General features: G+C 74.1%; 15 protein-coding genes and 3 tRNA genes. 3 read left to right on the top strand and 15 right to left on the bottom strand.

Going from position 1 to position 21014, the window contains the following annotated elements; translation table 11 throughout:
- Positions 1-50: 50 nt before the first annotated feature.
- Positions 51-737, top strand: coding sequence for a hypothetical protein (locus PUR56_RS31765; RefSeq protein WP_329885166.1), 687 nt, complete (start codon positions 51-53; stop codon positions 735-737).
- Between the two features lie 162 nt (positions 738-899).
- Here PUR56_RS31765 and holA read toward each other — a convergent pair whose 3' ends face one another.
- Positions 900-1898 carry a DNA polymerase III subunit delta gene (gene holA / locus PUR56_RS31760; protein ID WP_329951496.1) on the bottom strand — a complete coding sequence of 333 codons (999 nt, stop codon included), beginning with the start codon at positions 1896-1898 and terminating at the stop codon, positions 900-902.
- 71 nt (positions 1899-1969) lie between these two features.
- Between holA and PUR56_RS31755 the strand changes: the two genes are divergently transcribed.
- Positions 1970-2263, top strand: coding sequence for a hypothetical protein (locus PUR56_RS31755; RefSeq protein WP_329885164.1), 294 nt, complete (start codon positions 1970-1972; stop codon positions 2261-2263).
- A 206-nt stretch (positions 2264-2469) separates the two neighbouring features.
- Here the strand turns inward: PUR56_RS31755 and PUR56_RS31750 are convergent, their stop codons facing one another.
- The 8 genes from PUR56_RS31750 to PUR56_RS31715 all read right to left on the bottom strand — a co-directional run bounded on the left by PUR56_RS31750 (position 2470) and on the right by PUR56_RS31715 (position 15494).
- Complete coding sequence (locus PUR56_RS31750; RefSeq protein ID WP_329951495.1) at positions 2470-4839, bottom strand: ComEC/Rec2 family competence protein; 2370 nt, start codon at positions 4837-4839, stop codon at positions 2470-2472.
- Positions 4840-5141: 302 nt separating this feature from the next.
- Entirely contained in the window at positions 5142-6260 is a 1119-nt protein-coding gene (locus tag PUR56_RS31745) for a ComEA family DNA-binding protein (RefSeq protein WP_329951494.1), read from the bottom strand.
- Between the two features lie 273 nt (positions 6261-6533).
- Complete coding sequence (locus tag PUR56_RS31740; RefSeq protein WP_329951493.1) at positions 6534-7379, bottom strand: DegV family protein; 846 nt, start codon at positions 7377-7379, stop codon at positions 6534-6536.
- A 53-nt stretch (positions 7380-7432) separates the two neighbouring features.
- Positions 7433-8239 carry a hypothetical protein gene (locus tag PUR56_RS31735; protein WP_329951492.1) on the bottom strand — a complete coding sequence of 269 codons (807 nt, stop codon included), beginning with the start codon at positions 8237-8239 and terminating at the stop codon, positions 7433-7435.
- A 418-nt stretch (positions 8240-8657) separates the two neighbouring features.
- Positions 8658-11567, bottom strand: a complete 2910-nt coding sequence (gene leuS, locus PUR56_RS31730) for a leucine--tRNA ligase (RefSeq protein WP_329951491.1) — start codon at positions 11565-11567, stop codon at positions 8658-8660.
- A gap of 451 nt (positions 11568-12018) precedes the next feature.
- A complete protein-coding gene (locus tag PUR56_RS31725; protein ID WP_329951490.1) occupies positions 12019-13596 on the bottom strand; it encodes a hypothetical protein in 1578 nt (525 codons plus the stop codon).
- 146 nt (positions 13597-13742) lie between these two features.
- Positions 13743-13815: transfer RNA gene (locus PUR56_RS31720), tRNA-Ala, on the bottom strand.
- Between the two features lie 206 nt (positions 13816-14021).
- Entirely contained in the window at positions 14022-15494 is a 1473-nt protein-coding gene (locus PUR56_RS31715; protein WP_329951489.1) for an MFS transporter, read from the bottom strand.
- Positions 15495-15597: 103 nt separating this feature from the next.
- Here PUR56_RS31715 and PUR56_RS31710 point away from each other — a divergent pair, with 103 nt between their 5' ends.
- The gene (locus PUR56_RS31710; RefSeq protein ID WP_329951488.1) at positions 15598-16587 is read left to right on the top strand and encodes a helix-turn-helix transcriptional regulator; all 990 of its coding nucleotides are present in this window, start codon (positions 15598-15600) and stop codon (positions 16585-16587) included.
- 180 nt (positions 16588-16767) lie between these two features.
- On the opposite strand, the gene PUR56_RS31705 is transcribed toward PUR56_RS31710, so the two are convergent.
- The 6 genes from PUR56_RS31705 to nadD form a co-directional block, all read right to left on the bottom strand.
- Positions 16768-16840: transfer RNA gene (locus tag PUR56_RS31705), tRNA-Ala, on the bottom strand.
- 37 nt (positions 16841-16877) lie between these two features.
- Positions 16878-16950 (bottom strand) — tRNA-Ala (locus PUR56_RS31700).
- Positions 16951-17084: 134 nt separating this feature from the next.
- Positions 17085-17732, bottom strand: a complete 648-nt coding sequence (locus PUR56_RS31695; RefSeq protein WP_329885199.1) for a histidine phosphatase family protein — start codon at positions 17730-17732, stop codon at positions 17085-17087.
- A complete protein-coding gene (rsfS, locus tag PUR56_RS31690; protein WP_329885155.1) occupies positions 17729-18199 on the bottom strand; it encodes a ribosome silencing factor in 471 nt (156 codons plus the stop codon). Before rsfS ends, PUR56_RS31695 begins: the two co-directional genes overlap by 4 nt.
- A gap of 128 nt (positions 18200-18327) precedes the next feature.
- Complete coding sequence (locus PUR56_RS31685) at positions 18328-20214, bottom strand: LytR C-terminal domain-containing protein (RefSeq protein ID WP_329951487.1); 1887 nt, start codon at positions 20212-20214, stop codon at positions 18328-18330.
- 18 nt (positions 20215-20232) lie between these two features.
- The gene (gene nadD / locus PUR56_RS31680; protein ID WP_329885153.1) at positions 20233-20865 is read right to left on the bottom strand and encodes a nicotinate-nucleotide adenylyltransferase; all 633 of its coding nucleotides are present in this window, start codon (positions 20863-20865) and stop codon (positions 20233-20235) included.
- Between the last annotated feature and the right edge of the window lie 149 nt (positions 20866-21014).

The raw sequence follows: 21014 nt of genomic DNA, 5'->3' as shown, positions 1-21014 counted from the left end.
CCGGGCTGCCGAGCTCGCCCGGCGCACCCACCCCGCCCGGGACCCCCACCGTGCCCGGCGGCGCAGCCGGTGCCGCGGGCGACCGGAAGGGCGGGAACCTGCGCCGGAACGCGGTCTGGGCGTTCGTCGGTGCGATCATCGCCTCGGCCGCCTGGGCCGGCGCCGTCGCCGTCGTGCCCAGCCTCGTGGACGGCGGCTCCTCGGCGCAGAGCCTCCGCGGCTACCACCCCGTCGACAAGATCTGCGAGGCGGGCAAGCTCACCGGGTTCCGACAGAAGTACAAGATGGTGGACAACTATCCGCTGGAGCACACCGGGCGCAGCGAGTCCATGGACATCATGCGGTGCTACGCCCTGGTGAAGCGGACGGTCAGCGACAGCGACACCCCGGACTACGCCACCCTCGACATCCGTGTCGAGCTGCACAAGGCCGTCGACTCCTCACCCGAGTTCGCCGCCACCCGGCACTACTTCGAGCAGCAGAAGTACGAGATCACCGACGTGCCGAACCTCGGCGAAGAGGCCTACTTCGCCTACGGGGACGAGCCGACCAGCTCCGACAAGAGTCTGCACGACATCAACTACTACCTACAGGTCCGCGACGGCGGTATGACGTACTCGTTCTACTGGACCGACAACTACCAGGTCGGCAAGAACCACACGCTGGACCGCGAGACCGTCCGGCGGACCATCCTCGACGACACCCGCGACATGCTCAAGGCCATCGGCGGCAAGTAACCGGGAGGGGCGCCGGGGCGGCGGCCGGTGTGTCCGTCCCGGAGGCCGGGGCGCCCGCGTTGGCCGAGCGGCCCGGCCGTCCCTCTCCGGCCGTCCTGGCCCCCGGGCCCCCCGGGCCCTACGAGCCCTACGAGCCCTACGAGCATCCCCCGGTGGACGTAGTCAGTACGACGGGCGGGAGCCTGCCCGGGCGGCCCTGGCCACGGCGACCACCGCCCGCTCCAGTGCGAAGGCCGGGTCGTCGGAGCCGCCCTTGACGGCGGCGTCCGCCTGCGCGATCGCGGTCAGCGCCACGGCCACGGCGTCACCGGTCCAGCCGCGCATCTGCTGCCGCACCCGGTCGACCTTCCAGGGCGGCATTCCCAGCTCGCGTGCGAGGTCCGCCGGACGCATGTTCCGTCCGGTCGTCGCCAGCCGCCCGATACTCCGCACACCTGACGCCAGCGCGTAGGTGATACCGGTCGGCGGCTGCCCCACGGCGAGCGCCCAGCGCAGCCGCTCCAGCGCCTCGGCGGCCCGACCGGTGACCGCGAGGTCCGCCACCTCGAAGCCGGTCGCCTCGGCCCGGCCGCTGTAGTAGCGGGCCACCACGGTCTCGTCGATCGTGCCCTCGACGTCCGAGGTCAGCTGGCTGCACGCGGCCGCCAGTTCACGCAGATCACTGCCGAGCGCGTCCAGCAGGGCCTGGCAGGCCTCCGGCGTCGCCGAGCGTCCGAGCGTCCGGAACTCGCCTTTGACGAACGCCAGCCGCTCGTTCGCCTTGGCCAGCTTGGCACAGGCGACCTCCCGGCCTCCTGCCTTCCGCCCCGCGTCCAACAGACCCTTGCCCTTGGCGCCACCCGCGTGGACCAAGACGATGATCACTTCTTCGGCGGGGGCCTCGATGTACGCCTTGACCTCCTTCACGGAGTCGGCGGAGAGGTCCTGCGCGGCCCTGACCACGATCACCTTGCGCTCGGCGAACAACGAGGGCGTGGTGAGCTCGGCCAGGCTGCCGGGCTGGAGGCTCCCTGGCGCGAGATCCCGCACGTCGGTGTCCGGGTCCGCCGCCTTCGCCGCGGCCACCACCTGGGCGACCGCGCGATCCAGCAGCAGCTCCTCCTGGCCGACCGCGAGGGTCAGCGGGGCGAGCAGGTCGTCGGGTGCACTCTTCCTGGCCATCGCCTACCAGCATCCCACGGGGTACGGACACCGCTGGCCCACCCGTCCGCCGCTCACGGGACAATGGCCCGGTGACCGAAGATCCCACCACCGACCAGCCCGGCGGCTTCGACCCCGGCGCCCGGCAACTGCTCGTCCTGCCCGACCGCGATGCCGCCGAGGAGGCCGCGGAGGAGCTCGGCTTCGACCACCCCGACCTCGGCGAACTCGAAATCGTCCGCGACGCTCTCGCCGGCGAGGACGACGCCGAGGACGCCCAGTGGCTGGTGGTCCTGGAGCCTCCGGACTCCGGCTGGACCCCGGACCGCCTCCGCGCCCTCGACGCCCTCGCCGCCACTCACGAGGGCTGGCGGGAGCAGGGCTGACCGCCGCTGCCCCTCGCGGACGGCCTCCACCGGTGGCCTCGCACAGGAAGTCGGCGGGTCCGACTTCCTGTGCGAGGCGATCGCGAACAACAACGTGCTCCCCGGGCTTCCCCCCCACCCCCTCCCCACCTCCTCCCTGGCCCCTGGCCCGCTCCCCTGGCCCGCAGCCCCGCTCGGGGTTGGGAGGAGGGCGGAGCTCCGGGGGATCACCCCGGCGGGGCACGCCGCCCCGGGGCCGCGTGCGGACCCTGCGCGTGGACGACGACTCCGAGGCGGGCCGGGGAGTCCCCCGTCACCGCGATGTCACCGACGCGGTCCGTCCGCAGCACCGTGGCCCCCAACGCGCGCAACCGGTCCACCGTCCGAGGCGACGGGTGGCCGTACGGATTGCCCGCACCACAGGAGATCAACGCCAGCCGAGGGCTCAACGCCGCAGTCAGGGACCAGTCCTGATGGGCCGAGCCGTGGTGGGCCACCTTCAGCACGTCCACCCGCGCACGGCCACCGGCCGCACTGAGCCGGCTCAGCAGCGCCTCCTGCGCCGGCGGCTCCAGATCGCCCAGCAGGGCCAGCCGCAACCCGCCCGCCAACGTCACCAGCACCGCGACGCTCGCGTTGTTCGCGCCTGAGGCCACCAGCGGCTCCGCTCCGTCCGGCCACAGCACCTCCCACGACACCTCCGACCCCGCCGAGCGTCGCTCCCCGCGCCCCGCCCGCATCAGCGGCACCCCGGCCGCCGCCGCCCACGCCGCCACCCTGGCGGCCTCGCCCGGCGGGTCGTCCAGCACCGTCCCCTCCAACGCCCCGACCCGTCGGCCCCGCAGCACGCCGGGCAACCCCTCGACGTGATCGGCATGGAAGTGGGTCGCCAGGATCAGCGGCACCCGGGTGATCCCGAGGTCGCGCAGGCACCGGTCGGCCGTCCGGGGATCCGGCCCGGCGTCCACCACCACGGCACTGTCCGGCGGGTCGTGGCCCTCCCCGACGACGGGCAGCACCAGCATGTCCCCCTGCCCGACGTCGCACATGACCAGCCGCCAGCCCGGGGGCGGCCAGCCGGTCGCGACCCTGGCGAGCAGGGGTGGCCGGAACAGCACGGCGAGCAGGGCCAGCAGGAGCACGCCCGTCACCACCGGCCGGAGCCTGCCGCGCGGCGCTCGCCGTCCCCCCGGGCCGGCACGGCGGGGCAGCAGCAGCGGAACCGTCCAGCAGAACGCGACCGTCCCCACGGCGAGCGTGGCCGTGCCGACGAGGCCGCCCGACCAGGACAACCGGGCCCCCGGAAGCTCGGCACCGTGCCTGGCCACCGCAGCCAGCCAGCCGGCCGGCACCGCGGCCGGTTCGGCCAGCAGCCTGGCCAGCGCCGGGGAGAGCGGATCGACCGCGAGGACAGTGAACCCGAGCAGGGTCGCCGGGGCCACCGCCAGCTCGGCCAGCAGGTTGCACGGGACACCGACCAGACTGACGTGCCCGGAGAGCAGCACCGTCACCGGCCCGCAGAGCGCCTGGGCCGCAGCCGTCGCCCCGACGGCACCCGCGAGGCGGTCCGGCCAGCCACGGGCCCGCAGGGCGTCCGCCCAGTGCGGGCCGAGAACCAGCAGTCCGGTGGTGGCGAGCACCGACAGCAGGAAGCCGAAGGAGCGAGCCAGGTACGGGTCGAGGAGGACCAGGAGCAGGGCGGTGCCCGCCAGGGCCGGCACCGCCTGGCGGGGGCGGCCGGTGGCCAGCGCCAGCAGTCCGAGCAGTCCTGTCCCCGCCGCCCTGAGCACGCTGGGTTCCGGACGGCAGATCGTGACGAAGGCCAGCGTGACAACGGCTCCGAGCAGCGCGCTGGTGCGTAGCGGGATCCCGAACAGGGCGGCCAGGCCGCGCCGTTCGGCGGTTCCGGCCCGGCCCGGCGCGCCCAGCAGTACGCCGAGCACGATCGCGAGGTTCGCTCCGCTGACGGCGACCAGGTGGGCCAGGTCGGTGCTCCGGAACGCCTCCCGGAGCTCGTCGGGCAGGCGCGAGGTGTCCCCCACCACCAGACCGGGCAGGAGCCCTCGCGCGTCCGGCGGGAGGTGGTCGGTCGCCGCGCGCAACCCGGACCGCAGGCGGCCGGCGATGCGTTGCGCGACGTTCGGCGGCGCGAGCTGTCGCGGCTCGCCGTGCACGATCAGGAGTGCCGCCGACGCGTCGTCCTGCTCCCCCGCCGGGCGGACCGTCGCCGCGACGGCCAGTTCGGTCGAGGGCAGCAGGCGCTCCCAGGTGTCCGCCCCGTCCCCTCGGACCATCACCGTGACCGGTGTGCGGGTACGGACCGTGTGCGGGCCCGGGCCGGGGAGGAGGCCGTCCGGGACGGCGACCCGGTCCACGACCGCGTCCACGGTGAGCAGACGTTGTCCGGTGCCGGATCCCCCGGTCCGTGAGGTGTGTACGTGGGGATCGCCGGTGACGGTCAGTTCGACGTCGACGTCCGTGGCGGGAAGGGCGGCGCGGGCCAGCTCGGGCAGCGGGCCCCGGTGCAGGTCGGCGGTGTGGAGGAAGGTGGCGCCCGCGGCGGCGGCCCCGGTGAGCAGCAGGGCTGCCAGTGTCACGGCGGCGGAACGGCGGCTGCCGGTGCCCGGGGGGCGGACGAGCAGGACGAGCCCGAGGAGTCCGGCCGCCCCTGCGGCCGGGAGAAGAACCGCCCCGTGACCGGGCCCCATCCCGAGGGCCGCAGCCGAGACCGCCCAGGCGGAGACGGCGGGCAGGAGCAGGCGGAAGTCGCTCGGCCGCGTCGTGGTCGGTGTCGGGCTCTTCCTCGTGACGGGGGTGAGGGCGGTGGTGGCGATGACGGCACCTCCTTCCGGGCAGGGGTGGGTACGGGAGCCGCCGGTGGGAGCGGTCCGGCCGGTCGTCAGAGGGTGAGCAGCGGTTTGATCTCCGTATAGGTCCGCTCCCCGATGCCACTCACCTGCAGGAGCTGGTCGATCGAACGGAACGCGCCGCCGTGCGAAGTGCGGAAGGCGATGATCCGCTGGGCCAGGGTCGGACCGACGCCCGGGAGGGTGTCGAGCTGTTCGAGGGTGGCACGGTTCAAACTGACGGGCTGCTTCGGCGCACTGGCCGGCGGTGGCCCGGTCGCCGCACCGGCGGCCGGCTGGAGGCCGGGTTCGCCGACGAGGATCTGCTCACCGTCCGTCAGTACGCGAGCCAGGTTGAGGTTCCTGGTGTCCGTCCCCGGCAGCGGGCCGCCGGCCGCGCGCAGGGCGTCCGCGACCCGGGAACCGCCGGGCAGGGTGTGCAGCCCCGGCGAGTGGACCCGGCCGCCGATGTCGACCACCACCGGGGCGGACGCGCCCGCGCCCGCGGCGGTGCCGCTGTCCGCAGCGCCCGCCCCGGGGCCGCCACCGGCCTCGGGACCGGCCAGGCCCGACAGCGGGGTGCCGGGCCCCACCGAGGCGACCGCCACCGTCGGCACGTCGACGGATTGCGGCCTGGCCAGCCAGAAGTGCTGGACTCCGTAGCCCACGGCGAGCAGCAGCAGGACGAGCAGTCCCGCCACCGCCCGCCGGTCGAGGGCGTGGGCCGCGCCCGCCCACGGGTACGCGCCCGCCGGTACGACGGCCGGGCTCCCGCCGGGCGGCCCGGTCGGCAGGCTGTCGGACGGGGGTTCGCCCGGCCCGACGGGCGGCACACCGGGCGGTGAAGCGGGTGCCGCGTCCGGTCGCCCGCGGGGCGGCCCGGTCCCGGCCGGTTCACCACCGGCCAGGGAGCCACCCGCAGGAAAGTCACCGATGGGAAGGTCGCCGGCGAAGAGGCCGGCGTGCAGGGGCCCGCCGCTCGGCGGCCCACCGGCCGGGGAGGCTCCGGCGCGCTCCGCCGCCCGCGCCCGCGCCGCGGGCTTCTCGTACACCGACAGCTCTTCGGGCGGCTCCTCGGCGGCCGGCAGCAGTGCCGCCATCCGCAACCCTGCGGTCTCGGTGATGTGCTGAATCCGGCGGCGCCTTGTCGCGCCGATGCGCATGCTCGTCATGCGGAGCACGGTAGGAGTCGCTGCGGAGTCGCGCGGAAATTGCCGAAGCCCTGTGGAAAACCGGGGGGCTGTGGAGAGAAGATGTCACCCACAGGGGGTAGTTGACCATGTGCGCATTGACGGTACGCCGGCTCCACGGGCCCCCGAGCCTACGAAGCGTTCCGCCACCGGCCCGTTCGCAGCAACCCCCTGGCCGCGACTCACGGGAGCCGGACGGAGCCACCCGCGCCGGGCCCACCGGGCCCACCAAGGTTCACCGGAGCCCACCACGACTCACCGGGGTGAGACCACCACCGCCAGCAGCCCCGGTCCGACGTGCGCACCGATCACCGCACCGACCTCACCCACGTACAGGTCGCGCAGCCCCGGTACCCGCCCGCGCAGCCGCTCCGCGAGCGGCTCGGCCCGGTCCTCCGAGGCCAGGTGGTGGACCGCGATGTCGACCTCCTGCTCCCCCGCCCGATCGACCGCGATCTCCTCCAGCCGGGCGATCGCGCGGGACGCCGTCCGGACCTTCTCCAGGGGTTCGATCCGCCCCCCGTCCAGGTGCAGCAGCGGCTTGACCGCCAGCGCCGAACCGAGCAGCGCCCGAGCGGCGCCGATCCGGCCGCCCCGGCGCAGGTACTCCAGCGTGTCGACGTAGAAGAAACCGCTGCTCACGGCCGTCCGCCGGGTGGCGGCCTCCGCGGCCTCGTCCAGGCCACGCCCGGCCGCGATCGCCTCGGCAGCCGCGAGCACCCCGTACCCGAGCGCCATGCCGACCAGTCGGCTGTCCACCACCCGGACCGGGACGGGCGACTCCGCGGCGGCCAGCCGGGCCGCCTCCGCCGTCCCCGAGAGTTCGCCGGAGATGTGCACCGAGACGATCCCCTGCGCGCCGTTCTCGGCGGCCGACCGGTAGGCGGCCGCGAACGACTCCGGGCTGGGCCGTGAGGTGGTCACCCGGTGTCGGCCCCGCAACGCCTCGGCGACGTCCTTGGGAGAGATCTCGACCCCCTCCGCGAACACGTCGTCACCGACCGCGACGCTCAGCGGGACCACCGTGATGCTGTGCCTGTCGACCGCTTCCTGGGGCAGGTAGGCCGTGGAATCGGTGACAAGCGCGAGGTCGGCGGGCATGAGGCGGAGGTTACCCCCCGCATGGCCCGGGCGACAGCGCCCGGACGCCGTGCTCAGCCCGCCGAGGGACCGGCCGTAGGCTTCCGCAGCCGGTGCGCCAGCTTGGCCAGCGGGTCGGAGAGACCCAGCAGCTCCTCCGCGCTCGGCCGACCGCTCGTTCCGTCCGGCAGCGCGTTCCGGGCCGCCCCGTCCCGCGCGGCCTCACGCGCGGCGCCCGAACCGGCCGCCCCGCCGCTCGCCGCGCCCGAACGCGCCCCGCTGGCAGCGCCCGCAGCACCCGCACCCGCAGCACCCGCAGCACCCGCAGCAGCGTCCCAGTGGCGCAGCGCCCCCGCCTCGTTCTCGCACTCTTGGCTCAACCGGCCCAGCTCGTCGTCCGCGAACCGGTGCATCCGGTCCTGGGCGGCCCAGCGCATCGTCTCCGCGGAGTGGGTGATCCGCTCGGCCCGCTCCCGCAGCTCGGGCAGCTTCGCCGCGATCCGGCCGACGTCGGGCTCGCGCTCCAGCGTCCGCAGCTCGCCGTCCAGCTCGGCCGCGTGGGTGTCCAGCCGGGCCAGCAGCGCGAGCGACTCGGTGAGCTGGCCGTCCTGGGTGAGGCCGCCCTCCAGGACCTGCCGGGTGCCGCTCAGGGAGGTCCGCAAGCCCAGCCGGACCGCGGAGATCTGGCCCTGCGGGCCGGTCTGGGTGTAGGTCTTGGCCTTGAGCGTGACGTTCTCCACCGCACGCCGGGCTTTGGCCTCCTGGCGTTCCATCTTCTCGCCGACCGCGCGGGCCGCCTTCACCACGCCGACCACGACGAGCGCAGCCACCACGAGCCCGAACAGCAGGGCCAGTCCGACCATCACGCCGAGCACGTCCATCACGAGCCACCTTCCGCCAGCCGAACCGGCCCCCACCGGTCCCAACGCGGGCCGGACCACCGAGGGTTCCACCGTAGCCCCCGTAGTCGCCGGGGAGGAGACCGATCGGGCCCGGCGGGCCCGAGATCAGGGACAGATCCGGGATCACCCCGAGAGCACCCGGCCGCTCCGGCCGCCGTTCTGCCCATACCCGCTCTGCCCATACCCGCTCTGCCCACACCCGCTCTGCCCACACCCGCTCTGCCTGCGCGCGCCCGGCGGGGCCGGCCCCGGAACGCCGCGGGGCGGGCGCCCCCGAAGGGACACCCGCCCACAGCTCGCCGTCCGAACGTCCTCACGCCGGTCGACGTCACCCGATCGGCGTCACCCGGTCGGCGAGGTCCGCCGGCCGAGGCCGACCGGGCGTGGCCGACCGACGTCAGCCGGTGACGATGTTGACCAGCTTCGGCGCCCGTGCGATCACCTTGCGCACCTGGGCCCCGCCGATCGCCGCGACGACCGCCGGGTCGGCCAACGCCAGCGCCTCCAGCTCGGCGTCCGAGATCGAGGGCGCGACCTCCAGCCGGGCCTTGACCTTGCCCTTGACCTGCACGACGCAGGTCACCGACTCGTCGACCACGAACGCCGGGTCCGCGACCGGGTAGTCGGTGTGGGCCAGCGACTCGACGTGGCCCAGCCGGCGCCACAGCTCCTCGGCGATGTGCGGGGCCAGCGGGGCGACCATCAGCACCAGCTGGTCGGCCACCTCGCGCGGCGTCGAACCGCGCTTCACCAGGAAGTTGTTCAGCTCGATCGCCTTGGCGACGGCCGTGTTGAACCGCAGCCCGGCCATGTCGCCGCGGATGCCGTCGATGGCCTTGTGCAGCGCGCGCAGGGTCGGCTCGTCGGCCGGCTCGTCCACGACGACCAGCTCACCGGTCGTCTCGGAGACGACGTTGCGCCACAGCCGCTGCAGGAAGCGGTACGAGCCGACGACCGCGCGGGTGTCCCAGGGACGGGAGACGTCCAGCGGGCCCATCGACATCTCGTACAGGCGCAGCGTGTCCGCGCCGTACTCGTCGGCGATCTCGTCCGGGGCGACGGCGTTCTTCAGGGACTTGCCCATCTTGCCGGCCTCGCGCTTGACCGGCTCGCCCTGCCAGGAGTAAGCGCCGTCGCGCTCCTCCACCTCGGTGGCGGGCACCGGGAAGCCGCGCTCGTCACGGTAGACGTCTGCGGTGATCATGCCCTGGTTGAACAGCTTGTGGAACGGCTCGACGGACGAGACGTGGCCCAGGTCGTGCAGCACCTTGTGCCAGAAGCGGGCGTACAGCAGGTGCAGCACGGCGTGCTCGGCACCGCCGACGTACAGGTCGGCGCCGCCGCCCGGCTTCTGCTCGGTGGGGCCCAGCCAGTACCGCTCGTTGGCCGGGTCGACGACGTCGGCGCCGTTCGTCGGGTCGACGTAGCGCAGCTCGTACCAGCAGGAACCGGCCCAGTTGGGCATGGTGTTGGTCTCGCGGCGGTACTTCCTGACGCCGTCGCCCAGGTCCAGCTCGACGTTGACCCAGTCCTCGTTGCGGGACAGCGGGGTCTTCGGCGAGGAGGTGGCGTCGAAGGGGTCGTAGGTGTGCGGCGAGTAGTCGTCGACCTCGGGGACCTCGACGGGCAGCATCGACTCGGGCAGCGCGTGCATGACGCCGTCCTCGTCGTAGACGATCGGGAAGGGCTCGCCCCAGTACCGCTGGCGGCTGAACAGCCAGTCGCGCAGGCGGTAGTTGACGGTGCCCTCGCCGATGCCGCGCCCGGCCAGCCAGGCGGTGACGGCGGCCTTGGCGTCGACGACGCCCAGGCCGTTCAGCGAGATGCCGTCCTCGGTCCCGTCCGCGTGCGCCGAGTTGACGATGACGGAGTCGTAGGTGTCGAACGCGTCGTCCCAGTCGTGCGGGTCCTCGCTGCGGCCGTCGGTCGGCTCGACGACGCAGCGCATCGGCAGTTCGAAGGCCTGCGCGAAGGCGAAGTCGCGGTGGTCGTGGGCGGGGACGGCCATGATGGCGCCCGTGCCGTAGCCCATCAGCACGTAGTCGGCGATGAACACCGGTACGGGCTCGCCGCTGACCGGGTTGACGGCGTAGGAGCCCGTGAAGACGCCGGTCTTGACCTTGGCCTCGACCTGGCGCTCGACGTCGGACTTGGCGGCTGCCGCGGCGCGGTAGGCGGCGACGGCCTCGGCGGGGGTGGCGGCGGCGCCGGTCCACTCCTCCCGGGTGCCCTCCGGCCAGGACGCCGGCACGATCGCGTCGACCAGGTCGTGCTCGGGGGCCAGCACCATGTAGGTGGCGCCGAACAGGGTGTCGGGACGGGTGGTGAAGACGGTGATCTTCTCGGCGTCACCGGTCGGCGTGTCGACGGCGAAGTCGACCCGGGCGCCCTCGGAGCGTCCGATCCAGTTGCGCTGCTGCAGCTTGATGGCCTCGGGCCAGTCCAGCAGGTCCAGGTCCGAGATCAGCCGGTCCGAGTAGGCGGTGATCCGCATCATCCACTGGCGCAGGTTGGACTTGAACACCGGGAAGTTGCCGCGCTCGGAGCGGCCGTCCGCGGTGACCTCCTCGTTGGCCAGCACGGTGCCCAGGCCGGGGCACCAGTTGACCGGCACCTCCTTGGCGTAGGCCAGCCGGTACTCGCCCAGCACCTCGTCGCGCTCGGCGGCGCTCAGCGACGCCCAGGCCCGGCCGCCCGGTACCTCGCGCGAGCCGTCCTCGAAGCGGGCGATCAGCTCGGTGATCGGGCGGGCCTTGCCGGCCTGCGCGTCGTACCAGGAGTTGAAGATCTGCAGGAAGATCCACTGCGTCCAGCGGTAGTACTCCGGGTCGATCGTGGAGATCGAGCGGCGCGGGTCGTGGCCCAGGCCCAGCCGGCGCAGCTGCTGGCGCATGTTGGCGATGTTGGCTTCGGTGGAGATCCGCGGGTGGGTGCCGGTCTGCACCGCGTACTGCTCGGCGGGCAGGCCGAACGCGTCGTAGCCCAGGGTGTGCAGCACGTTGTGGCCGGTCATCCGCTGGTAGCGGGCGAAGACGTCGGTGGCGATGTAGCCCAGCGGGTGGCCGACGTGCAGGCCCGCGCCCGACGGGTAGGGGAACATGTCCATGATGAAGCTGTGCGGCTTCGCGGCGACGTCACCGGCTGCCGGGTCGGCCAGGTCACCGGCCGGGTTGGGGGCGTGGAACGTCCCCTCCTTCTCCCAGATGTCCTGCCAGCGGGACTCGATCTCCGCCGCCAGGGCGGCGCTGTACCGGAACGGCTCGGTCGCGGTCTCGGCCGCGCCGGACGCAGGGGTCGTCTCGCTCATGGTCCTTCAAGCTCCATCGATGTCAGTTGGCGAACCGGCGCGCCGGGCCGGCTGCGGCGAACGGCGCCCGGGCCGGGAAACCCGGGCGGAGACCGGGCGAACACCCGGGCGGAAAACAAAAAAGCCCCTCGCAGGAGGGGACGCCACGCCGACTCCGGCTCCGCCCGAGGGCGCGGCCGGTCCTGGTCAGCGCGGCCGGCTAAGGAGCAGGCGCACGGTTCGCATGGGCTCAGGGTACCGCAAGGGGGTCAGCCCCCTCCCGGCCGTTCCCGCCGGTGGATCCGCAGCGCCCGCGGCAGCGGCCCGGGCGGGTATTCCGGACGGACGGCCCGGGCGGTGTTCCGGGCGGTCCGTCCGGACGCCGATCGGGCCCACGTTTCGGGCGGCGGCCCGGCCGGCGGTCGGACGCCGATCGGGACAGCGCTTCAGGACTGCGGTTCGGGACTGCGCTTCAGACCGCGACGGCGGTGCCGGCGGTCTCCTCCGCACCCCCACGGGTGGTTCCGGTACGGGCGCCCGCGGCAGTACCGCCGACCGCACCACCGTCACGCGGCCCTGGCACCTCCGCCACCCCCGGAACACCTGCCGAGGCCGCAGCCGCAGCCGCCTCCGTCGCCGTCTCCGCCGGATCGGCGGTCGCCGCCGAGGACGGCACCGTCACCGCCGCCGCCCGGAACGCCGCGTCGATGTCGCGCAGCGCCCGCGCGACCCGCTCCGACTGCATCCCTGCGGCCAGCGCCCGGGCCTCGTCCGCCGTGGCGATCGCCGAAGCCGTGTCACCCGTGCGGCGCCGGGAGTCGGCCAGCCTGACCATGAGGAGGGCCCGGGCCCGCGCCCGGTCGGGCCCGAGGCCCGCCACCGCCTCGGCCAGCAGGGCCTGGGCACGCCGGTGGTCGCCCAGGAAGAGGTACCCCTCCCCCACCATGCCCGCCAGATCGGCCCGCACCTCATCCGGGCCGGCCCCGTCACCTCCGCCGTGCCCGTCCGCCTCGGCGCCCCCGGCGACCGCCCGTCCCGCACCGGCGGCGGTGCCCACCCCGACCGCGCCCAGCTCCGTGAAGGCCCGCTCCGCGGCCTCGGCCAGGGCGTCCCCGTGGCCCCGCCGTCCGTACGCGCGCGCGATCCGTCCGAACTGGAGCGCCCGGTCGGCCGGACCGAGCGCGTCCCCGGCCGCCGCCACCGCCTCCGCCAGCACGGTGACCACGTCCGGCCCGCGTCCGCCCGCCCCCTGGGTGGCCAGCACCACCAGGCCGCCCACCACCGCCACCCCCTGTCCGTGCTCGCCGCTCACGTGCGCAGCCCGCAGCGCGGCCGCGAACGCCCGCTGGGCGGCGGCCTCGTGGCCGAGGTCGTAGGCCGCCCAGCCGGCCAGCCCGGCCAGTCGGCTGGCCGCGCCGTACAGGGCCCGGCCGAGCGGTTCGTCGTAGGCGCCGAGCTCCAACAGCTTGGCGACCATGGCCAGTTCGGCACGCGCCGGTCCGAGGACGAGTCCGCCGCCGCAGGAGCGTTCCAACCGGAGCTTGCTGCGGTACCCGAGGTCGAGTTCACCGACCAGGCCGGGAGCGATGCGCAGCACGCCGTCACCGCCGGCGACGGGCGGCGGCGGGGTGGTCAGCCGGCGGGCCGCCTCGGCGAGGTCCGAGTCGCGGAAGAGGTCGGCCAGGCGGACCGGTCCGGCATCGGTGGCCGCCTCGCGCAGCGCGGTCTGCGCGGTGTCGGCCGTCCACGGGTCGGTGAGCAGCCGCGGGGAGAGGATCTTGGCGCCCCGGTGGCCGCCCATCCGGCCCCAGAGCTGCTCGTAGGTGACGGCGATACCGAGGGTGCGGCTGAGTACCTCACAGACGGCCTGGTCGTGCGGACTGCGCGGGACCATGCCGCGGTCGCGCCACTTGTAGGGGGCGGTGGAGCTGATCGCCAGCCGCGCCGGCAGCGCGAGGTTGACCTCGCGGGCCAGCCGCTCCGGGTTCCAGCCGAGCTGGTGCAGTATCCGGGCGAGTTCCTCGTTGCGCCTGCGCTCCAGATCCGCCATGGCTCCGACGGTAGCGGTCCGCCGGGGCCGCACGCCCCGGCGTTGCGAAAAGCCGCGGTCGCCCCGCGCCGGCCCCATCCGGCGACCCCGACCCCGGAGAACGCCGAAGGCCGCCTCCCGATCCGGGAGGCGGCCTTCGACTTCTGTGGAGCTACGGGGAATTGAACCCCGGACCTCTTGCATGCCATGCAAGCGCTCTACCAACTGAGCTACAGCCCCTTGACTTGCAGTGTCACCGGGGGTTTCGTTCCGTTTCCCTCGGCGACATCGCCTACTTTACACGGTCGGAGGGGTGCTCCACGAATCCGTTCTCCGGGCTCACCGCGCAGGCCCGCCGCACGGGTCCACGGCGCAGGGCAACCGCGCCGGCCCACCGCGCGGCCGGCCCGTGCGGTGAGCGCGCGGTGGGCGCGCGACCGGGCGCGCTACTCGGCCGACGCCCGCCGGACCCGCACCGCGAAGAAGGCCGCGAGCGCCGCTCCCACGCCGGCCACGACCGTGGTGACGAGTAGGGCGTACCCGGAGTCCCGGGCGGGTGCCGGCACGTCGACCGAGCCGAGGAACACCGAGCCGAGCAGCGCCACCCCGGCGACCTGGCCGAGCTGGATGGTCGTGACCATCACCCCGCTGGCATCCGCCGCGTCCGCCGAGGCGACCCGGCCGAGCGCCCGGGCGAACAGCGGCGCGTAGGAACAGCCCGCGACCAGCCCCAGCACGGCGGTCAGCAGCAGCGCGCCCGCACCGACCCCGGTACCACCGCCCAGCATCAGACCGAGCAGCACGTAGCCGGGGGCGAGGAGCGCGGTGCCGAGGACCGGCAGGGCGCCGTGCAGCCGACGGGGCAGCCGCTGCCAGTGCAGGCTCGCGACGCCGAAGCCGACCGCGATCGGCGCCGAGCAGAGTCCGGCGTGCAGCGCGCTGTAGTGGAGTCCGGTCTGCTGGTGCAGGGCGAAGGCGAACATGAAGCCCGCAAAGGCCGCCATGATCATGAACAGGGCGCCGGCCGCCGGAAGCAGACCGGCCGCTCCGAGGACCCGGCCGGAGATGAGCGGCTGCCCGCCGCGCCGCGCGATCCGCCGTTCGACCACCACGAACACGACGACCAGGGCGGTGCCGGCGCCGAGCATCGCCCAGCCCCAGGCGGGCCAGCCCAGTTCGTGGCCGAGCACCAGCGGCACCACCAGCAGGCCGAGGGCTGCGGCCAGCACGACCAGGCCGGGGACGTCGAAGCCGCGGTCGCGGTCCCCGGGCAGGTCGGGCAGCAGCCGGGCACCGGCCGCGAGGAGCAGCAGCCCGATCGGCACGTTGACCAGGAACACGGGGCGCCAGCCCGAACCGAACAGATCGGCGTTGACGAGGATCCCGCCGAGCACCTGACCGGCCGCCACGCCCCCGGCCAGCACGGCCGCGTAGAGCCCGAGCGCCCTGGTCCGGGCCGGTCCGGTGAAGGTCCGCTGCACCAGGCTCATCACCTGGGGCACCATCAGGGCCGCGCCGGCGCCCTGGAGCAGCCGGAACGCGATCAGCCAGCCGGTGGAGGGGGCGAGCCCGCAGGCCAGCGAGGCGGCGGTGAAGAGGGCCAGGCCGTGCTGGAAGAGCCGGCTGTAGCCGTACCGGGCGCCCAGCCGGGCGCCGGTGATCAGGAGGACCGCGTAGGCGACGGTGTAACCGGCCACGACGAACTGGAGGGCGGCGCCGGAGGCGCCCAGGTCGGTGCGGATGGTCGGCACCGCGACGTTGACGACGGCGGTGTCGAGGACGGCCGTGAACTGGCCGCAGAGCACGAGCGCGAGGAGCAGCCCGGGCCGGGTGCCCGGCGCTGCGGCGGGTGGGGCGCCGAGCGGGTCGGCGGGTGGGGCGGCGCCGGACGGGCCGCGCCGGGTCTGGAGATCCGTCATGGACCGAGCGTCACCGAGCGCCGGTACCGGTGGTTAGAGCCTGCTGATCCTGGTACTGGCAGCACCCTGTCCGGCCCGGGCGGGCTGCGGCACGATGGCGGGTATGACCGTCCTGGACGACCGCGGCGCCGCCGGGCTCACGACCGAACGCCCCACCACTCCTCCCGCCTCCACCGCCGGCGGCGCCGCGCCCGGCCGCCGGGGCCGCCGCCGGTCCGAGCTCGCCCGGTACCTGCGGGCCTGCCGGGCCCGGGTGGCCCCCGAGGAGGTCGGCCTGCCGCCTGGGCTGCGCCGCCGCACGCCGGGGCTGCGCCGGGAGGAGGTCGCACAGCTCGCCGGCGTCGGGGTGACCTGGTACACGTGGCTGGAGCAGGGGCGTCCGATCAACGCCAGCGAGCAGGTGGTGACCGCGGTGGCGCGGGCACTGCGGCTGGACGCGACCGAGCGCGAGCACCTGCTCCGGCTGGCCGAGGTAGCGGTGCGTCCGCCGGCGCAACCGGAGCCGCCCGTCCTGGACCCGTCGACCCAGGTGATCCTGGACCCGCTGGTGCCGCTCCCCGCCGCCGTCTCCAACACCCGGTTCGACGTGCTGGCCTGGAACGGACCGTACGAGGCGCTGTTCGCGGCGAGCCGGGCACGGACGGACGAGGGCTGGTTCAACAGCCTCTGGTGCACGGTGACCAGCCCCACGTGCTGCAACCCCTTCCTGAACCGGGAGGAGGCGCTGCCGCAGATGGTCGCGGTGCTGCGCAACGCGTACGGCAAGCATGTCGGCGAGCCGGTCTGGGAGAACCACGTGCGGGCGCTGGCCGCGGTGAGCGAGGACTTCCGGGAGCTGTGGGCCCGGCAGGAGGTGGCGCCGCAGCGGACGTCGTTGAAGGTCTTCCGGCACCCGGACGTGGGGGTGCTGCGGCTGAACGCGACCTACCTGACGATCCCGGGGGTGCCCGAGACGTTCGTGGTGGTCTACACGCCGGACGGGCCGGCGGACCGCGAACGGATCGAGCGGCTGGCCACCCTGCCGCCCGGCGGCTGGGCCAACCCGTGCGACCACTCCGACACCTGTCCCGACCGCTCCGGCGGAACGAGCTGAGCGAGCCGAGCGACCGACCCGACCCACCCGACCGCCACGACCGCCACGACCGGCGACCGGCGACCGGCGGCCGGCGACCGGCGACCGGCGACCGGACAGGGCACACGCGGCGAGCGCCCCCGGCCGCAGCGCACGGCGAGAAGGCCGCCACCCGGTGGGTGGCGGCCTTCTCGTCGTCTGTGGAGCTACGGGGAATTGAACCCCGGACCTCTTGCATGCCATGCAAGCGCTCTACCAACTGAGCTACAGCCCCGCGACACGCACGGCCCTCGCGGACCGCAGGTGCGGAGTGGAGCTACGGGGAATTGAACCCCGGACCTCTTGCATGCCATGCAAGCGCTCTACCAACTGAGCTACAGCCCCGCACTCACCGGATTTCCCGCTTCCCTCACCGGGTTGCGTTTCCTCCGTGCGAACGAGGAAGACTCTAACCGGTCAGGCCCGGAACTGCGAAATCCGCTCCCCGTAGACCACTCCACGCCCCCTCCGCGCACCGCTCAGGTGTCGTCGCCGATCACCGGCTCCGGCAGCGTGCCGGCGTTGTGCTCCAGCAGTCGCCATCCGCGCGCGCCCCGGCCCAGCACGGACCAGCAGCAGTTGGACAGCCCGCCGAAGCACTCCCAGAGTTCCGGCTCCAGGCCGAGCATCCGCCCCAGCATGGTGCGGATGGTGCCGCCGTGGCTGACGACGACCAGGGTGCCGTTCTCGGGCAGCTTGTCGGCCGCGTCGAGCACCACCGGCACCGAGCGGTCGGCGACCTCCGTGGAGAGTTCACCGCCGCCGCGCCGGACCGGCTCGCCCTGCGCCCAGGCCGCGTACTCCTCCGGGAACCGGGCGCGGATCTCGGCGTTGGTGAGGCCCTGCCAGGAGCCCGCGTAGGTCTCCTGCAGCCCCTCGTGGTGCTGCACGTCGAGGCCGGTGACCTTGGCCAGCTCCTCGGCGGTGCGCCGGGCCCGCTTGAGGTCGGAGGAGATCAGCAGGTCGGGGCGGAGGCCGGCGAGCAGCCGGGCGGCCCGCTGCGCCTGCAGCACGCCCTGCCCGGTCAGCTCGATGTCCGTGGTGCCCTGGAACCTCGACTCGAGGTTCCAGGACGTCTGGCCGTGCCGCCAGAAGACGATGCGCGGGCCCCGCGCGTCCCGGCTCAGCTGTAGTCCTCGGCGCCGAAGTCGTCCGCGGGCGCCTGCTCGGCCGGGGTGACGGCGTTGCCGACCGCGTCGGTGTGGGCGTCGGGACGGTTGCGGGAGGCCAGGGCGTCCTCCGGCAGGGGCAGCTCGGGGCAGTCCTTCCAGAGCCGGTCGAGCGAGTAGAAGGAACGCTCCTCGGAGTGCTGGACGTGCACCACGATGTCCAGGTAGTCGAGCAGGATCCAGCGGCCGTCGCGCTCGCCCTCCCGGCGGACCGGCTTGATGTCCAGCTTCTCGCGCAGCTGGTCCTCGATCTCCTCGGCGATGGAACGGACCTGGCGGTCGTTGTTGGCCGAGGCGATCAGGAAGGCGTCGGTGATCGACAGCACCTCGCTGACGTCGAACGCGATGATGTTGTGGGCCAGCTTGTCGGCCGCCGCCTGGGCGGCGACGTTGATGAGTTCCTGGCTGTGGTCAGTGACGGTCACGGTGTTCTTCCGGCTCGGAGGCTTGGGGCGCCCCGGAGCGCGGGGCGCCGGGATCGCCTTCCAGGATCTCACGCCGCCCCGGCGGCCCCGGAACCGTTTTCCGGAGCCGCCCGACGCGAGCCGGGTGCCTACTGCGTCTTCGGCGGGGCGTAGTCCTTGCCGAGAACGACCAGCAGGTCCGCGTTCTGCGCCTCGGCGACCTTCTTCACGGCCGTCTCCGGCAGGCCGAGGCTGGTCGCCAGCGACTTCGCGGCGGCCTGCCGGGCGTCGTCGGTGTAGCGGATCTCACTGGCCGGCTGCGGCGCGGTCCTGGCCCCGCCGGGGACGAAGGTGAGGCCGGCGTTGACCACCTGGACCTGTGCGGCGGCGGCCGCCTGGTCGTTCCCGGTGGCGTCCTGGACGGAGACGCGGGCCGGCGCGTCGGCGGAGGTGGCCGCCTTGACGGTGCCGCCCAGCACGTCCTTGACCTGCTTGCCGGCGGTGGCCTCGTCCAGCGTGCCGTCCGGCTTCACGGTCAGTGCGGTGGCGCCGAACTGACCGTTCCTGGCCAGCTGGGCGAGCTGCGTGAGCACACCGGCCAGGGCGTCCTCGGGCAGCGAGGGGTCGAGCACCGCGTTCATCCGGTGGACGTCGTCCTTGGCGTCCTTGAACTCGACGGGCATGGTGCGCACCACCGCGTCCATCACCTGGCCGAACCGGGCCAGCTGGGCGTCACGGCTCTCGCCCTGGTTCTGCAGGGTGGCGTAGGCGACGGCCGCCTTCCCGTTCAGCAGGGTGTTCTTCCCGGCGGCGGAAAGCACCTTGCCGTCCGGCCTGCCGCCCTCGCGGGTCTCCGCGTCGGTGTCCACCCGGACACCGCCGAGCTGGGCGACCAGCAGTTCCAGGTACGGGGTGTCCAGCCGCCAGGTGCCGGCGACGGGGGCGCCGAGCACGGTGGCCAGGCCGTCGCGGGTTCCGGAGGCGCCGAGGCTGTCCATGGCCTGGCCGACGGTGGTGATCGGCGGGTCGCCCGGGCCGGGCAGCCGCAGGGTGTCCGGGAGCAGCAGGACGGTGCCCTTCTTGCCCGCGGCGTCGTTGACGAGCAGCGCGCTCGACACCTTGCCCTGCAGGTCGCGCAGGTGGACCACGTTGACCTGGCGCGGTCCGGCGGCGACGGCCGCGCTCTCCTTGTCACCGGTGAACCAGAGGTAGCCGCCGACGCCCGCGCCGACGAGCGCCAGCGCCGCGCCGGCGCCGACCAGCCGGTTGCGCAGCTTGCGGCGGCGTTCCGCGCGAACCTCGCTGCGGGACTCGGCGAACTTCAGCCAGTCGATGACGTCCTCGGAGTCCTCCCCCTCCTCGTCGTCGACGAAGGTGAACTCGCCCGTCGGGTAGTCGCCCTTGGGGGCCTTGCCCTTGGCGGCGCGGCTGCCGCCGACCTGCTCGGACGGCGGTTCGGGCCGGGCGGGGGCCGGCTCGGCGGCGGTCGGCCGGGGCAGCCGGGGGCGCGGCGTCACCGGGGCGGGCGCGGGCACGGCGGCGGGCGCCTCGGGCGCGGTCTGCTCCGGCTCGGCCACCACCGGCATCTGCGCGGTCGCGTACGGCTGCTGGGCCTGCTGCTGGTACGGGTCGTAGACCTGCTGCTGCTGGTACGGGTCCTGGTAGCCGTAGCCGCCCTGCTGCGGGTACGCCTGCGGCGCGGGCTGCACCGGCTGCCCGTACTGGTCGTACTGCTGCTGCTCACGCTGCTCGTACGGCTCGTACGCCGGCTCCTGCTGCTGCCCGCCGTAGCCGCCCTGCTGCGGGTAGCCCTGCTGGTACTGCTGCGGGTACTGCCCGGTGGACCAGTCGTCCTGCTGCGGGTACGCCTGCTGCGCGGGCTGCACCGGCCGGCCGTACTGGTCGTACTGCTGCTCGGACTGCTCGTACAGCGGCTCCTGCTGCTGGTAGGCCTGCTGGTACTGCTGCTGGTACTGCCCGGCGGGCCAGTCGTCCGGCTGCCCCGGCTGCCCCTGCGGTCCCCTGCGATCGCTCATCCGTCGGCCCCTCCGGGATCAGGTCCGGTGCGGCGCGTAGAGCGCACGCTTGTCGATGTAGCGGACCACGCCGTCCGGGACGAGGTACCAGACCGGTTCGCCCTTGGCGACCCGGTTGCGGCAGTCCGTGGAAGAGATGGCCAGCGCCGGGACCTCCACCAGGGAGACCCCGCCCACCGGCAGCCCGGCGTCCGTCAGAGTGTGCCCCGGCCGGGTGCAACCGATGAAGTGGGCGAGCGAGAAGAGCTCGTCGGAGTCCCGCCAGGAGAGGATCTGGGCGAGCGCGTCGGCGCCGGTGATGAAGAACAGGTCGGCGTCGGGGTGCAGCGCCCGCAGGTCGCGCAGGGTGTCGACGGTGTAGGTCGGTCCCTTGCGGTCGATGTCGATCCGGCTGACCGAGAACTGCGGGTTCTCCGCGGTGGCGATGACCGTCATCAGGTAGCGGTCCTCGGCGGGCGTGACGTGGCGGTCGCTCTTCTGCCAGGGCTGTCCGGTCGGGACGAAGATCACCTCGTCCAGGTGGAACGCGCTGGCGACCTCACTGGCGGCGACGAGGTGTCCGTGGTGGATCGGGTCGAAGGTGCCGCCCATCACACCGAGGCGCCTCTTCACCGGCGCCGATCCGCCGGAATTCCCGGTCTGCTCTCCCATGGCGCCACACCTTACGCGACGCCCGTTACGGTGCGGGAACGCCTGGGGGCCGGGCCCTCCGGGCACACGTACGGGAGCGGCCGGCTACTCCGCCGGACGCTCCCCCGGGCCGTCGGCCGCCGGGTCGAGCGCCCGGCGGTCCTGCCTGC

Origin of the sequence: Streptomyces sp. BE303 (assembly GCF_036290945.1) — a bacterium.
In the GTDB taxonomy this organism is placed as follows: domain Bacteria; phylum Actinomycetota; class Actinomycetes; order Streptomycetales; family Streptomycetaceae; genus Kitasatospora.
The sequence above is the reverse complement of the archived record's forward strand: the minus strand, read 5'-3'. Positions and strand labels throughout refer to the sequence as shown.

Coding starts and splice junctions, on each gene's coding strand:
- PUR56_RS31745 (WP_329951494.1), bottom strand. CDS start 6,260: ATGACGAGCATGCGCATCGGCGCGACAAGGCGCCGCCGGATTCAGCAC.
- leuS (WP_329951491.1), bottom strand. CDS start 11,567: ATGAGCGAGACGACCCCTGCGTCCGGCGCGGCCGAGACCGCGACCGAG.
- PUR56_RS31725 (WP_329951490.1), bottom strand. CDS start 13,596: ATGGCGGATCTGGAGCGCAGGCGCAACGAGGAACTCGCCCGGATACTG.
- PUR56_RS31710 (WP_329951488.1), top strand. CDS start 15,598: ATGACCGTCCTGGACGACCGCGGCGCCGCCGGGCTCACGACCGAACGC.
- PUR56_RS31685 (WP_329951487.1), bottom strand. CDS start 20,214: ATGAGCGATCGCAGGGGACCGCAGGGGCAGCCGGGGCAGCCGGACGAC.
- PUR56_RS31715 (WP_329951489.1), bottom strand. CDS start 15,494: ATGACGGATCTCCAGACCCGGCGCGGCCCGTCCGGCGCCGCCCCACCC.
- nadD (WP_329885153.1), bottom strand. CDS start 20,865: ATGGGAGAGCAGACCGGGAATTCCGGCGGATCGGCGCCGGTGAAGAGG.
- PUR56_RS31740 (WP_329951493.1), bottom strand. CDS start 7,379: ATGCCCGCCGACCTCGCGCTTGTCACCGATTCCACGGCCTACCTGCCC.
- holA (WP_329951496.1), bottom strand. CDS start 1,898: ATGGCCAGGAAGAGTGCACCCGACGACCTGCTCGCCCCGCTGACCCTC.
- PUR56_RS31735 (WP_329951492.1), bottom strand. CDS start 8,239: ATGGACGTGCTCGGCGTGATGGTCGGACTGGCCCTGCTGTTCGGGCTC.